Origin of the sequence: Barnesiella sp. An55, assembly GCF_002161555.1 — a bacterium.
Classification (GTDB): domain Bacteria; phylum Bacteroidota; class Bacteroidia; order Bacteroidales; family Barnesiellaceae; genus Barnesiella; species Barnesiella merdipullorum.
Genome location: NZ_NFHZ01000004.1, coordinates 213,337 through 228,599 on the forward strand (window position 1 = coordinate 213,337; position 15,263 = coordinate 228,599).

The window sequence follows — 15,263 nt, forward strand, 5'->3', positions numbered from 1 at the left end:
ATGTTAAAGCAATTTTTACTGGCCACGGCAGTGGCTGCCGCAGCTTCGGTTTGCGCGCAAGAAACTACGACAATCCCCACGCTAAGTGAAATGGCTGGCGATTTCATCGTTTTAAATTCACAATCCTATAATGGCGTGAAAAGCCTCGCGTCGATGAAGCCGTTCACCATCGAGCCGGCTGACAACGACTCGATTACACTCAGCGGATTTTATATGAGAAACTGCCTCGATTTCAAAGCCGAGTATAGCGAGACGACCGGCAAGATAAGTATCCCCGCCGGGACCCCTGTGTTCGATTACTGTGGATCCTATTTGATTTATCTCTATCCCTGGAATACCGAGGACGAAGAGGTAATCATGCGCCCCATCGAATACAAATATATCGGCAACAACGTTTGGGAGTGTAATTCCGATTTGATGCTCGTGGCCATACAAGGAGAAGAAATGCAAATGTCCGTTTTCTCCAGCGGCTCGCGCATTGCTCGTTGCAATGGGACTACCAACAATACCTCATATGTAGGAACAGCCGATGAACAGGACGAGTATATCGAATCACGTCCTTCCTACGTCACCATCTCGGGCAATAACATCGATATTTACAACATTTTGCAGGCCGACCAGTATGGCTATGGCGTGCACCTGAGCGGAACCATCGATCGCACAGCCGGTAAAGTGTGGTTTGGCTATACTCTCACCGGGCAGGCCAATGATGGGAATTACCGTATCCTCACTGGCTGCGAGTATGACGAAGATACCAATATGCCCACCAAAGTAGCCTATTCCGGAACCAATAACTATGGCAAGGTGCGTGCCTCGATCGACCTCGAAAAAGGCGAAATCGCCATCGACCCCATGGCTATTTGGGTAGCCGAATATAGCGAGAGCGGCATCATGGTCGATGAGAATCAGTTCTACGAGTTTGTCAAAACGGTAAACGTGACTTACGACGTCTCCAAGACCGACATCTCGGCTATCGAGGCTCCCTCCATGACTAATGTCGAAAAAGAGGTTTCGCACATCGACTACTATGCCATCGATGGTCGCAAACTTGCCGAGCCGCAAGAGGGAAGCCTCGTCATCAAAGTCACCGTCTATACCGACGGCACTCGCAAAGCCGACAAGATTGTTTACTTGAGAAACCGATAATACATCGTTTTTTCCCGGATATGGCAGCGGGGCACCCAAGATTGGGTGCCCCGCTCTGTTGTTATGCCATACTGTTATGCCAAAAGGCTTATGGTTCATTCTTCAACTCCAGCAACTTTACAACCAGCGGCACGTAGTAGCGCAGCACCTCGTCGGGGGTAGGGGTGTGGGCCCCGGGAAAGTGGAAGGCGTGGGTGTAGTGCTCGAGGAAGAGGGGCTCGTAGTGGGCCAGGGTGTCGCTCTCGCCGAAGATGCCCCAAATGCGGTCGCGGGTCGCAAGGGTGCAATAGTCCCACTGGTGCTGTTGCAGGCTGGCGAATTCGTCGATGAGGGGTTGGTCAATGACAAAGTGCTGGCGGTCGTCGGCCCGGGGGGCCTTGTATTCGTGGGGCCCGAGGCGCGGGGTGAGGAAGCGGGTCATCTCGAAATGGGGATTGCCCAGCAGGGCCGGGAGTACCAGGCGAGAGGCTGCTATCTGGGCCAGGAAGGCGCCATTGCTGTTGCCTACGATGACCGCAGGATGTTCCTGCCGGCACACCTGCTCGATGAGGACGAGCGCTTCACGAGGATGTAGCGGCAGATCGGGCGATATGACTTGTGCTCGTCCTGCGAGTCCTTGTGTCAAGGCTTGGGCGGTGGCATAGGTACCCGAGGCGAAGAACCCGTGTAGAAAGAGAACCTTTTGCATAGTCGATGATGGTAAAAGTTGGTAGTTTCAGCAGCCGCTACCGTCGAGGTTGCAAGCCGCACCGTCGGCCGTGGGGCGTGAGTGCAGGCCGGCCTCTTCGGCGACAAGTGTCACCGTGCCGTCGTCGAGTACAAAGCAGGGAATACCTATGGCTCCCACACGTTTGGCTCCGTCGAAAGCGGGGTGGGTGTCGCGAAGCCGCAGAAAGGCTTTGAGGTTTTTCACGTGTTGCCCGATGTCGATGATTTCGTAGCGGCTGTCGCCTTTGACCTGAGCCTCGACAAAGGTACAGTCGGGGCAGGTGCTCATGCCATATATCTTTATCATAATGGTCTGTTTCGATTGGTTACAAAGACAAAGGTAATAAATAGACCAGATATGCCGGTGCGGCTGAACCGTAAAAATGAGGCTGTGCGAATGAATGGGTGGCTTGAAGTCGGGGCAAGCGGTGATTACTTGAGCAAAGCGTTATATACCGACTCCGACTCGTTGGGCAAGATTTTCCTGAACTGGTCGAGCATGCGTTCGTGCGACTCTTGCGGAGTGCAGTGGGGGTGACAGGCCTCCCGGCCGAAGAGCGACTCGGGGGTGGAGAGCAGAGCCCAGCCCCACCCATATTCCCGCCCGTGGCGGTCGTGGGGATAGATGAAATCTTCGATTACCAGGTAACTGCCCATCTCGAGGCGGGTGAGGTAGGCATCGAACCGGCTGCGCATCTTGGGCCCCGTGAAACCGCATGCCGCACGCAACTCACGGGTGATGAGGCTCCCTTCGCTCTTCAGGGTAGCGAGAATACTGTCGGCTATGCTCCCCTCCTCGAGCCGGGGATAGACACTGCGCCGATAATTACAGAAGTGGGGCCACCACTCGCGACTGATAAATGCTACCTTGCCGTCGAAAAATTTGCCATAGGCACAACCACTTTCTTGCAGAATAGCGCTTTTCCACGACCAAAGCGGCCACTCCCATCCGCCATCGGGTAGCTGGGTATATTGGCAATCTTCATCGACCATCTCCTCGGCCGACCACCCTTCGACTCCCATATGCAGCAGGGGCAGGAAGCCCACCTGATTGATGTAGTCGATGAGCTCGGAACAAGAGTGCAGAATCTGTTTTTCCATTTTTTAGAACCTTAGCCAATACTCCTTGGTAACCATGCCTGGGACAATAGCTACCGTGCTGTTGTCGAGTGCTAAACCGGGGGAAATATCTCCCCCGGTTTCACGCTCGTTGTACCATATGCAAAAATAAGAAAAGGAGAGCGCCGAGGCAAACAAAAATAAAATTTTCAGGGGTGACTCGGCTAAACGGCATTCCACTTTCGCCCCTGGGTCGTTTAGTACCCGATAGAGGTCAGCCACTCGGCAATCATCGAGTGACAGTTGGCCGTCTGCGAAGAGCGAATCCAGAGGCTGGAGGAGAAGAATTTCCCATTGGGGATGAGGCGTTGGGCATCGGCCTCCACCCCGCTTATTCCGCTGCTGGCGCTCGATACAATCAGTCCTATGCGTTTGCCCGCCATCTGAGGCCCGTAGTTGAACAGGAAGGTTTGCAACGGGGCTGCCATATTGCTCCACCAGAGCGGAGCCCCCACGATAATCGTGTCGTACTCCTCGAGATTCACCTCCACCGGGTCGATAGCCGGGTAGGAAGAGGCATCGTTGGGATTTTCGCGGATGGCTGCAATGAGGTCACTGCCTATGGCATAGTTGTTGGCCGCATAGTCGATACCTTTTTCGGCCGGTTCTACCCGTATGACATCGGCCTCGATTTGCGATTGCAGGTCGGTCACGATTGTGTGCGTGTGGTTGGTAAAGCTGTAATAGACAATCAAGGTGCGTCGTGATGGAGCGGAAGGGGTGTCGCCCTCATCGTCGTCGCTGTCGTCGGTAGTGCCGTTGCTGTCGTTGCCGGTATTTGCCGTTTGTGAATTGTTTGCAGCAGGCTCTTCACCCTTGCAGGCCGAGGTGCTACAGGTCAGCGAAGCTAATAGAAAATAAAAAAGAACTCTTTTCATAGGTCGAATTATTGGGGTGTGATACATAACGATTCGGGACAGATAGCCCAATGGATATTAAGTCTCGAATTTCAATTACAAAAATAGGGGAGAATGGAGCGAAAGAGTTTATTCAGAAGCCCAATTAGTTTTGCTTATCGGCTCATTCTGAAGAACGCATGGCGCCTGTGGCAGACAACAAAAGTCGGTAGATTCTTCAAAGAATCTACCGACTCACTGGGAAACAGTAATGGTTACATGTAAATGTTTAGATAGCAAATTTGTAGGAGCGAGACCCGATGCGGATGATATAGACCCCGTTGTCGGGCAGGACGAAATGGCTCTCCTGGGTTGATTTCACCAGCGTCCCGTTGAGAGAGTAAACGTAAACCGTTTCGCCTTGGGGCAGAGCCGATATGGAGACTTCGTGGTGCGACACCGATATCGCGATTGGCTCATTTCCCCTTTCGACCGACTCGATGTGAGTCGCAAGGTTATCGACAAAGACCACATTCAGTTCGGCACTGTGAATTAGCTTGTCGAGTGTAAGTTGTGTACCGTCGGCCTCGACCGATAATGGTTGGCCATCCAGCGTGATGGAGTGTATTTCATACCCTTCGTCGGGCATAATTGACAACTCGACGGGATCGATATCGGTTACATTTATCGCGAATGAACCGTTGGGCAGGATTACCGACAGCCAGCAAGGCTCGGGCTCGACAACCGTCAATCGGCATACGGCCGATATATCGCTGTCGCTGGCCGATGTACATGTGATATTGCACGACCCTAAGCCCACGGTCGATACAACCCCGTTGTTTACGGTAGCCACGTTGGGGTTGTCGGTTGACCAGGTGACCTCGTGATTCGAAGCCGTGCTCGGGAGTACAGTAGCGGTCAGGGTAAATTTCTCTCCGAGAGTCAAAGTCTTTTCCGAATCCGACAGTTCGATAGATTCAACAGGATTGGGGTCGAAGACAAAGACCGAGCAATAATCAGACCACCCGCTGCCATCTCGTGAATAGACCCAGATTTGGGTTTCTCCGGCACTGCGAGCTGTCACCAGTCCGTTGCTGCTCACCGAAGCAATGTTGCTTTCGTCGCTTTCCCACCTCAGACTACGGTTCGTCGCATTGGTCGGATAGACAGCCGCCGATAGTTGATAGGTTTCGCCAATCTCCAAGGTCAAGTGCGATGACGATATTTGTACCGATGTGACATAAATTACCGAGGCCTTGACGGTAATCTCGTAGTAGAAATTCATGGTGCGGTAGAACCCGTCGATCCAGTAGGAGCAGCGATAGTTCAACCGGGCATCGGTAGAGGGCGATACACCGTAGATGGTCGCCTGTGTGTTTGTTTGCGAGGTAATCGATATCTCCGAACTCGATGTGGACCAGGTGGCCGAGACGCTTGATGCCTTATTCAAGGTGCGGATGTAGGTATCGGCCAGTCTTATGGTGGTAGAGGTCCCTTGAGTCAATGTATATCGGCCGTCCAGTATTTGAGCATTAGCAGTTTCGGTTACGGTAAAAAGGATAATTGCAGCGATGCATAATATTCTATAGAAGCGTTTCATGTGAGTAACTGTTTTTAGGCTTATTCGTTTCTTTTCGGTTGTTTGTTTTTACATGAATAAAGAGCGATAAAGCTATGTGAATCTATCTTTGGACAACAAAAAAATTTGTTTTACCGTGTTGATGATGTAGAATTTCTTCGGCTGAGTTATGTGTAGTGTTTAGATTTATTTATATGAATAATCAAAGAGAAACGGATAAGTTTTAGTCTTTGTGGTAAATAGTAAATTTATGAGATAAATTTATAAAGAATATTCTAAAATTGAGTGTATGGCAAGTGTAAAAGTCAAATTTCGGGCCTCTACTGTAGAGGGAAAACAAGGGACAATATTTTATCAAGTGATTCATAATAGGGTTGTCCGACAAATAAAAACGGGATATCGAGTTTATAGAAAAGAGTGGAGTGTAAGTTCTGATGAGGTGATATTACCACAATATGATGATGAAAGAAGAAATTATTTAATTAAGATAAAGTGTAATATAGAGTATGATATATCTAAGCTACAACAAATCATAGCTTCGTTGAATCATCAAGGTAAATCGTATAGTTCGGCTGAAGTAATATCATCTTTTAAATTATTAACTTCACAAAATTCTTTTTTTGGATTTATGGAGGAGGTTATAAATGAATTGAAAAAGTTAGGAAGGATAAGAACATCAGAAACCTATACTGCGGCATTAAATAGTTTTCGTCGTTTTAGAGACGGTGAAGATTTGTCATTGGATAAGTTAGAGCCTAATATGATATTATCATATGAAGCATATTTAAAAGCAATAGGTGTTAGTTCAAATAGTTCATCATTCTATATGCGTAATTTGAGGGCTGTTTATAATCGTGCAGTAGAGAGGGGAATTATTCAGCAGCAGTATCCATTTAAGTATGTATATACAGGAGTAGGTAAGACAGAGAAAAGAGCTGTCTCAGTAGAGGTAATTAAAAGAATTAATGAGATGGATCTATCGATTAGTCAACACTTGGATTATGCAAGAGATATGTTTATGTTTTCATTTTATACACGAGGTATGTCGTTGGTTGATATGGCATATCTAAGGAAAAAAGATCTTGTAAACGGCCTCCTTTCTTATCGGCGACGTAAGACTGGTCAACATCTGTTTATCAAATGGGAGAAACCTATGCAAGACATTGTAGATAAGTATAAATTTGAAACAGAATCTTCGGTCTATTTATTACCTATTATTAAGCCGTCAAGAGGGAATGATAGGAAACAATATATTTATGCAGGGCATAATATAAATCGTAATTTGAAGATTATAGGAGAAAAATTAGGATTAATGGCATCTTTGACAATGTATGTTGCGAGACATTCTTGGGCAAGTATAGCCAAAAGTAAAAATATACCGCTATCAATTATAAGTGAAGGTATGGGCCATAATTCAGAAACTACTACACGTATTTACTTAGCTTCATTGGATCATATGATAATAGATAAGGCTAATATGTTAGTAATTAAATCTATACAAAATAGTGAAGTGATTGGAGAATGAAATAAAATTCTCTTTATAAGAGAAAATCATTACAACTGCAAATATAAAAAAAATATTATAAATGAGTCGAAACCGAACAAAAAAAATCGTCAAGTAAATTTTTTACTATACAGAATTTTAAAAAGGCTGCATAGATAGACATCAATAACGTGCTATTTTTCTAATAATTTCTTTATATCATACTCTCTTATAAAGAGTAGTTGATTAAAATGGGACTTTGATAACTGTATAGTTAAATCTTATCTTATGCCAGGAAATTGTTGTAAATCCACTCAGGAAAGATGTATGCTTGAGGAATGATTAATGCAAAATCAAGAATAATAAGAATTAAAATAATTATGCCTATGAAAAACTAATAGAATCTGATTCAATTATTAAAATCACAGTTGGAAATTTTATTTATAGCGTACCAGGTGCAATAATAAATCCCAAAGGTATGGGTAAAATACAATGAATAAAATACGAATAATAATAGCAATAGGAGTCATATGCTTGATAACGAGCTGTGCAACCTCCTACAAATTAGATAGGACTATTTGGTACAATACATCTCTTGTAGAGAAAGATGGGACAAAAGCAATAATGACAACAAGTTTATATTTCTTTCCATCTGGTACTATTGATGTGTATAATTCGGTGCGAATGGATACTTTAATGATTGTTGAGCCATTTAAATATGCAACGGGTATATATTCTGTTTCTGGAAACCCAAAGAGCGAAGCAAAGATAAAAATTGAGGCGGTAACAATAGATAACAAGAATATCATTTATAATGGAGCTTATCATAAGTCGGACGCGATGTATTTAGTGTCTTCTGATTCTATAACGAAGGTTTATGGAAAATTGAAGGGTGTCTCTTTGCCGTAACTATAAATTAATGAATGTACATTATGAAAAATAGAATTATAACAATTATGATAGCATTATGCCTATTAGGTAGTTTTAATGCTCAAGCTGGATTTTGGAAAAGTCTTGCAAATGGTCTTAAAGATTTGGCGGGTGCCGCAGGTAGTGCTGTATTGTATGAATCTTGTGTTGCAAGTGGATATACTGAGGAGCAGTCTCGAGAGATGATTAATAATACATATACTGCATTGGGCTTGAATACGGATAATGCAGATTTGGGTATCTCCTATGTGGAGGCTGATAATAAATATGAACGACAAAATTTGGTGAAGGATATTGCTTTTGATGTGGTTTCGGAGTCGTCGAATAATCCTTCTCTAGTAGAAAAGTTTAGGATAATGACCGATGCTCAGCTTACGTATCTAGGGGATATGAAAGAGGCAACTTCTGAGGAGGAAAAATCGGAAATATTTGATAATAGAACAAGGGCTTATGCAGACATGTTTTACGATACATATCAAGAAGCTAAAAAACGAAAAGCAGCATATTTGTCAGAAAAATTACGTATTAAAGAGCAATTGTTAAAACAAGGTTATACAGATAGTAATTTGGCATTAGAAGTAGCTGGTAATATTCTTGCTGTTCAGAAATCTGATATCCCAGAACAAGAGAAAACGGCAATATTGAAGTCTTATGGGTTTAATGAGGATGTTGATGAACTCCAAAAGATATCAACAGAGGTCATAGCAATGGATGATGCTGCATTGGCACAAGTGCAGGAAGAAGAAAGATGTGACTCTATTTTACGAGAAAAAGAGGAACAAGAAAAGCTGGAGCGAGAAAAACAAGCTCAATTATTAGAGAAGAAAGATGCGATAAAAAGTATTTCTAATCTTGTTGTACCTGTATTCGCTTTTGATCAAACAGATTTAACTGAATCTCAGAAAAAAGTATTAATTAATGTTGCTCAGATTCTCAATAAATATGATGATCTAACATTGAAAGTTGTTGGGCATACTTGTAAGATTGGATACAAGAGCATTAATTTAAAGAAAGGCATGAAAAGAGCTGAAAGTGTTAAGGCATATATGGTAGAGTGTGGTATTCCCGCAAATCGTATATTTGTTGATAGCAAAGGAGAAGCTGATCCAAAATCCAATGTTAACTCTGAAAATAGAAGGGTTGAATTGTTTATAAGTGAGAATTAGTATAATAAAAGCCTAAAGTTGTAGATAAATATTATGAAAAGAATATTGATTATGATATTAGCTGCATTAGGTGTATTAGTATCTAGTGCACAAGAAAAAATAAAGGTTTCAGATGGATTATATATCGTTAGTTATGGTAATGTTGCCGTTATAGAGGATGATGTTAATCAACGTTCAATAAGCATTACTATCTCTCAAGATGGTATAGACAAATCTAGGCGAGAGAAAATGTATAAAGTGGTGTGTGGTAAGTGGACAAAAAGAGTAGTTAAAGACGGGTTGAAAGCGGCTATTGCAGCCGGAATTGCGGCGTCTGCAAGTTCGGTAGGAACATCTCTGATCGCTTCAGGAGTGGCTACGCTGGCATCATATATATATGATGATGTGTGTGAGTACTATGGATCTAATCTATAATAAAAACTATATTGTAAGTAATAAATGTTGCGAACCAGATGCACAAAAAAGTTCCAAGGGTATGGACAAATTATTATGAAACGAGTATTTACTATTTTGTTAATGGTATTATGGGGATTGTCATTGAGCCTTTATGCAGAAAAGCTCGCAGTAAAGAAAGATGGAAAACAGATTGGTTATATTGAATACTCTTATTCTGAAGGGGATTACATTCAGAAAGAAGGTTGGGGGCAGGAAGTTAAAGTGTCATTATATAATGATACGGAGGAAAGTGTTTCAGTTACTATATATTTAAAAGGCGCTAATGACTGCTCTCCTAAATTTGAGGACCTGAAACCGTATGGTACTGCTAATGTCTCTTTTTGGACTGAAGAACAATATAGAGGTATAGCAATAACAAATGTTTATGTGAAATAGATATTTTTTCTTCGGTCAGTAATATAGACAGAGGGAGAGGAACCGCTGCAGGTTCTTCTCCCTCTGTCGTTTTTCCCGGGGGAATAGTGGATGTTTGTGGGTAGATTGAGGCCGGGACCCATTTCAGTCGGTGATTCTCAGACGTCAAACTCGTTTTATTGCTCTATTTGCGAAACCTCATCGACGGCGTAGAGCAGTAGGGTGTAGGCATCCATCATCTCTTCGAGACAACTGTATTCGTGCACGCTATGGTCGTTGTGCTGCCCGGCAAATATACCCATACCGCCTTTCAGCGAGCGGGTCGTGAACATGGCGGCAGTGGTGCCTCCTCGCTCGGCTACGAAGTTGACCTCCTGTCCAGCTCGGGCGGCGGCTCGTGCTATGACGTTGTGCGAGGCAGGGTGCATGGAATACTCTACGTTGTCATATTGAATACCGTCGAAGAGTACTTCGGTCTTGACGTAGGGGAAGTCTCGGTGTACTTTCGTCATCGACTCCTTTATGATGTGATCGAACAGTTCGCCTTCGCTCTTGTCGAAGTATCTGATGCGGCTCATGACCGTGTAGTTGACACCATTCGGGTCTTGATCGATTTGGTAGTGATGTATGTATCCGGCTTTTCCGTCGGTATGTTCGGGGCGGTATTTTATGGGAACATCGGCAATGAAGGTCGCGGCTGCGGCAAGAGCGTCGCCCATCTGCTGGGCTTTGGCTTCGGCCGGGTGAGCCGGATGGCCGATAAACTTCACGGTCAGTCCACGAGCCGTGAAATTCGAAGCCATTATCTGATTGCCGCCTGTGCCATCGACGTCGAAAAGGATATCGGGGTTGAACAGGGTCGTATCGATTTTCAGTTGTGCCATTCCGATATCTTCATTGGGACAAAATACAAACTGGATGTGTCCGTGCTTGACAGCCGGGTTCAGAACTGTCTTTAACAGCGACATGAGTATGGTGCAGCCGTTTTTGTCGTCGCCCCCGAGTAGCGAGCGGCCATCGGTGTGGATGAGTGTCTTCCCTACAAGTGCGGGCAGGTCCTTGCCATCGGGTTTATTGGGCGAGATTACACTGCCGTCGGCCAGCTTGATGTCATCCCCTTGATAGGTGATGACTTGCGGTTTTATGCCTTTACCCGGAGCCTCGGGCGAATAGTCGAGGTGGCAGGAGAAACCGAGAGTCGGGACCTCCTTGTCGATGTTTGACGGAACATCTACATAGACATAGTGCCACTCCGTCAAAGTCACATTAGCCCCCATAGCCTCGGCGTCGGCCTTGAGCAGACGGGCCATCTCTATCTGTCCTGGAGTGATAGGATAGGCGGTGTCGCCGGGTGCCGGAATCTCCGAACCGCTCTCGACGGCGACATACTTGAGAAACATCTCCAACATCTCTTGTTTTTGCACGGTAGGATATTTCAAAGCAGGAGCCAGATTGTCGAGGTCGATTGCCTGCGACTGTGCCTTGGCGATGCCCCCACCAACCAGCATCAGGAAGGCAGCGGCCGATAAAACAGTACGTCTCATGGTATAACTTTTTTTATGATAACAGTTGCGAATATAAAGAAAATAGATGTGAAAGTCAAGTGTTTATAAGTGCAAAGTAATCAATCTTGTTGGTAGCTGGATAATTTATTCCAGATTGAATGAGACGACTGGTGAATTTGTGAGTGTAAGAGACTCTGAGATATGGGAGATAAAGGCCGATGGAACGATGATACGCCATATGGGAATGTATGCATATATACCTATGATAATGGCGTATTGTTGACGCATGGTTAGAACACTCGGATCGGGAGCCAGTATTCCACTTACTGGATTCCGATTCGATTCTGTTTTGGATATGCTGCTATTCTTAAATGGATTTCTATATGGAGTAGAAAGATGGTTTGATTATGAAATTTACGTCATTTAATAAATCTGTGGTTAATAGAAATATAACTGTTAGAGTAAGAATATTATTCTATAGATAAGAGTTTTATATAATTAGTAATCTGAATATTTAGTTGATTTATATTTAGAATTTTAATTATTTGCTACTTTTGTATTCCGATGCAGTATGTGTACATCATTGATTATCAATAGCATAGCGCTCTAAAAGGTACAACCAGCAGGTTGGCAAGTGTCTGAGAATGTGTAAGTTAGTGATTTTTAGCACCATTCTCGGCATGTACCTCCATTTTGGAAAGTAAAAGTAAGTGTAATTTCTTGAATATCAAAATGTGCGGTACAAAAACTTGTGAAAAATGGCGTTTATTGATGAGAAAAGGTACAAAAATGGCTCTGAAAAGGAGGGGACATTATGATTATTTTGCGAAGTACTCAGTCTTCAACCAATAGGCATAAAATCGGGTCCTGAAACGAGATTTCACCGGCTTTATTATCCAATTATCATTCTTGATAAGGACTGACTTTGAACGGAATATTGAGGTTGTTGAAGAGATTTGATAGCGATGCATCACTTCGGTCGAACTGATGGCCTTTTCGCCGGCAATAAGAGCTTTGAAATAGTTCAATTGCTGTGTGGTCAGTGTTTCGGTGATTGTCACAAACAACAGCCTTATGTGGCAGCGGTCGCTATTTCTTAAGATTGTTTAAGTAGTAATAATTTGAACAGAAAAGGAAGTTTCATTTCTTTTATTGTTCAAATTATTGCTATATTTGCAGTATGGATAGACAATTAACTGAAATAGGAACTATTCCTGTAACGACTTCAATCATCGAATCGTTATACCCGGAACTTAAGTCTGCGAATAAAAAAGTGACCTGGCTTGAGAAGCAAGGATTTATCATCAGACTGAAGCGAGGACTTTATGTGATCAACCCCGAATATTCAGGAAAGACTCTATCGAGTGAGTTGATAGCCAATCATCTCTATACACCTTCGTATATTTCAATGTCTACTGCACTACGATATTATGGACTTATCCCCGAGGCTGTATATGTTCATCAATCAATGACGGTAAAGCATTCGCGTAGCTTTCAAACTCCTGTCGGCTGTTATGACTACAAACATATCTCAAAAATAGCATTTCCAATAGGAGTAAGGAGTATGTATAAGGATAATTATGCTTTTCTTATTGCATCACCGGAAAAGGCTTTGTGTGATTTGATTGCCAATTCCTCGCAGGTCAATCTTCGCTATATGAAAGATGTGGAAACATATCTTGAACAGGATATTCGTATCGATATGGATGAGTTCAATAAGATGGATAAAACCATATTCGAAGACTACATAAAAGTTGGCAAAAAGGCCGATTCAATTTCGACACTTTTAAAATTCTTAAGACGATGAAAAATGAAATATTCGACAATATGCTCTCCCGTTATGATTTAACAACAGAGCAACAGAAGAGAAACGCTATATTTGAAGTGAACCAACAAGTGATACTTGCTGGCTTGTATGCCGGAGGCTTTTTTGAGTCGGCGGCTTTCTATGGTGGAACTTGCTTGAGAATCTTTCATGGCTTACAGCGTTTCAGTGAGGATATGGATTTTTCATTGCTTACGCAAGATGATAAGTTCGATTTTACGAAATACTTTCCTGCTATCGTTGATGCTTTTACAATGGTAGGCCGTGAGGTTGAAATAAAGAAAAAAGACAAGAGGAATTTCGGAAAGGTCGAATCGGCATTTCTTAAAGATAATACCGATGTGTATGATGTGACTTTCCAAACAGAGAAATCTATAAAGATAAAGATAGAAGTAGATACTTGCCCACCGTTGAACTTCAAGACGGAACAGAAGCTATTGCTTCAGCCATATTCATTTATGACCCGTTGTTTTACACTTCCCGACTTGTTTGCAGGCAAGATGCACGCCTTAGTATATCGTGCGTGGAAGAACAGAGTAAAAGGTCGTGATTGGTACGACTTTGAATGGTATGTACGCCATAATATTCCACTTGATTTTGCTCATTTGGCAGAACGATGCAAGCAGTTCAACAATGAGAATATCACTCCAGAGTTATTCAAGGAGAAACTCATTGAGCGTCTCTCTTCAGCTGATATAAAACAAGTGAAAGAAGATGTATTGCCTTTCGTGCGCAATCCAAAAGAACTTGATATTTGGTCAAATGATTATTTCGTGCAGTTGGCCGGGATGGTAAGAATAGAATAATACAACATTAAGCTTTCTCCAAGAAATAACTACTAAAGTATTTATAGCTTTAGTAAGCCTGCACCTTTTCTTATTGGCGAAGTCAATCCAAGTAAGGTTATACTTATTCATAGTCTTATTATTTTGCAAAGAACTCAGTCTTCAACCAATAGGCATAAATCGGGTCTTGGAACGAGATTTCACCGGCCTTATTATCCAATATATCATTCTTGATAAGGGCAGCCTTTGAGCGGGATATTGAGGTCGTTGAAGAAATTTGATAGCGATGCATCACTTCAGTCGAACTAATGGCCTTTTCTCCAGCTATAAGAGCCTTGAGGTAGTTTAGTTGCTGTGTGGTCAGTGTTTCGGTAATTGTTACAAACAACAGACTTAACTGCTCCACCAATGCCGAGTGTGCCTCACGCACGATTTCAACTGTACATACATCCTTCGTCCTGAGCCATGACAGCTGTGCCAACTGCTGTGCGTAGTATGGATGGTTATCTACGAGCGTTACAATCAAAAGGCTTGCTTCATCGTCAATGTTCTTACCGGTATCAGCGAAACGACTTTTGAAAAATTCCACAAGGCAAGGCGTGTCAATCTTATTGAGAAACATCAGGTTGCCAAACTTGTAGAACGGTTTGGATGAGTCGCTAAACACTTCTATCATCATGTGGCGTTTGCTACCATAGAGACAATAAGCCACACTCTGGTGCAGTTGCCAATGTGAACGCAACTTTTTCTGGAAATAGTCTGGGTCTGTAAATTCCGCGATATTTTGGAACTCATCTACGCAAATCACGATTTTCAGCCCCTTCTTCCTGGCAATTTTTTCAGCAAGATCGAGCACTTCATCAGGATTGCGCTTTACCTCCTCCCAATCAAAGTCGATTGAAACCTCATTGGTGGGGTCTGTACCGATTGAAATTTTGGGAACAAGATGCGAAAAGAAACTCTTCGCACTCTCGATTGCCTCCTCCCATTTTGTGGAAGTGGCGGCAATGACCTTCTGGGCGAGCAGCGAATAAAAATGCTCCTCGCTACGTACATTGAACAGGTCGATATGACAGATTCGGAGGTTGCTGTCCTGCGCCATCGCTAATTTTGCAGCCTTGTTTACAAGTGAACTTTTACCCCAGCCACGAGGAGAGATAATAATGGCGTTGATTAACGATGTGAAATACTGGACCAAGTAAGTCGTTTCTTTTTCACGATCGCAAAAATCTTTTCCGATGGCTATTTTTCCATATCACTAGTGTCCGGAGAAAAATTCTCCGACAAGGGTTTAATTATTAAACATCAATAAGTTATAAGCATTAGAAAATTTTTCGATTAGAACATCAGTAACTTTGCGGTAGCCATCAA

Annotated in this window: 15 protein-coding genes; 8 read left to right on the forward strand and 7 right to left on the reverse strand. The window is 43.3% G+C overall.

Annotated elements, in window-relative coordinates; all coding sequences use genetic code 11:
- Positions 1 to 1,146, forward strand: coding sequence for a hypothetical protein (locus B5G10_RS04130; protein ID WP_143241052.1), 1,146 nt, complete (start codon positions 1 to 3; stop codon positions 1,144 to 1,146).
- 88 nt (positions 1,147 to 1,234) lie between these two features.
- Here B5G10_RS04130 and B5G10_RS04135 read toward each other — a convergent pair whose 3' ends face one another.
- The 5 genes from B5G10_RS04135 to B5G10_RS04155 form a co-directional block, all read right to left on the reverse strand.
- Positions 1,235 to 1,834 carry a YqiA/YcfP family alpha/beta fold hydrolase gene (locus B5G10_RS04135; RefSeq protein WP_087423481.1) on the reverse strand — a complete coding sequence of 200 codons (600 nt, stop codon included), beginning with the start codon at positions 1,832 to 1,834 and terminating at the stop codon, positions 1,235 to 1,237.
- A gap of 27 nt (positions 1,835 to 1,861) precedes the next feature.
- Entirely contained in the window at positions 1,862 to 2,161 is a 300-nt protein-coding gene (locus tag B5G10_RS04140; RefSeq protein ID WP_087423482.1) for a glutaredoxin-related protein, read from the reverse strand.
- A 125-nt stretch (positions 2,162 to 2,286) separates the two neighbouring features.
- Positions 2,287 to 2,955 carry a hypothetical protein gene (locus tag B5G10_RS04145; protein ID WP_087423483.1) on the reverse strand — a complete coding sequence of 223 codons (669 nt, stop codon included), beginning with the start codon at positions 2,953 to 2,955 and terminating at the stop codon, positions 2,287 to 2,289.
- A 215-nt stretch (positions 2,956 to 3,170) separates the two neighbouring features.
- Positions 3,171 to 3,851 carry a flavodoxin gene (locus B5G10_RS04150; protein ID WP_087423484.1) on the reverse strand — a complete coding sequence of 227 codons (681 nt, stop codon included), beginning with the start codon at positions 3,849 to 3,851 and terminating at the stop codon, positions 3,171 to 3,173.
- Positions 3,852 to 4,098: 247 nt separating this feature from the next.
- Entirely contained in the window at positions 4,099 to 5,409 is a 1,311-nt protein-coding gene (locus B5G10_RS04155; RefSeq protein WP_087423485.1) for an Ig-like domain-containing protein, read from the reverse strand.
- 268 nt (positions 5,410 to 5,677) lie between these two features.
- Between B5G10_RS04155 and B5G10_RS04160 the strand changes: the two genes are divergently transcribed.
- The 5 genes from B5G10_RS04160 (at position 5,678) to B5G10_RS04180 (ending at position 9,798) form a co-directional block, all read left to right on the forward strand.
- Positions 5,678 to 6,913 (forward strand): site-specific integrase, encoded by a 1,236-nt coding sequence (locus B5G10_RS04160; protein ID WP_087423486.1) that lies wholly within the window; start codon positions 5,678 to 5,680, stop codon positions 6,911 to 6,913.
- A 450-nt stretch (positions 6,914 to 7,363) separates the two neighbouring features.
- Positions 7,364 to 7,780 (forward strand): hypothetical protein, encoded by a 417-nt coding sequence (locus B5G10_RS04165; protein ID WP_087423487.1) that lies wholly within the window; start codon positions 7,364 to 7,366, stop codon positions 7,778 to 7,780.
- Between the two features lie 23 nt (positions 7,781 to 7,803).
- Positions 7,804 to 8,967, forward strand: a complete 1,164-nt coding sequence (locus B5G10_RS04170) for an OmpA family protein (RefSeq protein WP_158098771.1) — start codon at positions 7,804 to 7,806, stop codon at positions 8,965 to 8,967.
- Positions 8,968 to 9,000: 33 nt separating this feature from the next.
- Positions 9,001 to 9,381, forward strand: coding sequence for a hypothetical protein (locus tag B5G10_RS04175; RefSeq protein WP_143241053.1), 381 nt, complete (start codon positions 9,001 to 9,003; stop codon positions 9,379 to 9,381).
- 75 nt (positions 9,382 to 9,456) lie between these two features.
- On the forward strand, positions 9,457 to 9,798 hold the full coding sequence (locus B5G10_RS04180; RefSeq protein ID WP_087423490.1) for a hypothetical protein: 342 nt from the start codon (positions 9,457 to 9,459) through the stop codon (positions 9,796 to 9,798).
- A gap of 155 nt (positions 9,799 to 9,953) precedes the next feature.
- Here the strand turns inward: B5G10_RS04180 and pepT are convergent, their stop codons facing one another.
- Positions 9,954 to 11,321: a tripeptide aminopeptidase PepT gene (gene pepT, locus B5G10_RS04185; protein ID WP_087423491.1), complete on the reverse strand. Its 1,368-nt coding sequence runs from the start codon at positions 11,319 to 11,321 to the stop codon at positions 9,954 to 9,956.
- A gap of 1,141 nt (positions 11,322 to 12,462) precedes the next feature.
- Between pepT and B5G10_RS04195 the strand changes: the two genes are divergently transcribed.
- Positions 12,463 to 13,089 carry a hypothetical protein gene (locus tag B5G10_RS04195; RefSeq protein ID WP_087423492.1) on the forward strand — a complete coding sequence of 209 codons (627 nt, stop codon included), beginning with the start codon at positions 12,463 to 12,465 and terminating at the stop codon, positions 13,087 to 13,089.
- The gene (locus B5G10_RS04200) at positions 13,086 to 13,913 is read left to right on the forward strand and encodes a nucleotidyl transferase AbiEii/AbiGii toxin family protein (RefSeq protein WP_011966733.1); all 828 of its coding nucleotides are present in this window, start codon (positions 13,086 to 13,088) and stop codon (positions 13,911 to 13,913) included. The genes B5G10_RS04195 and B5G10_RS04200 overlap by 4 nt, the downstream gene beginning before the upstream one ends.
- A 118-nt stretch (positions 13,914 to 14,031) precedes the next feature.
- Here B5G10_RS04200 and B5G10_RS04205 read toward each other — a convergent pair whose 3' ends face one another.
- On the reverse strand, positions 14,032 to 15,138 hold the full coding sequence (locus tag B5G10_RS04205) for an ATP-binding protein (protein ID WP_087423493.1): 1,107 nt from the start codon (positions 15,136 to 15,138) through the stop codon (positions 14,032 to 14,034).
- Positions 15,139 to 15,263: the final 125 nt, after the last annotated feature.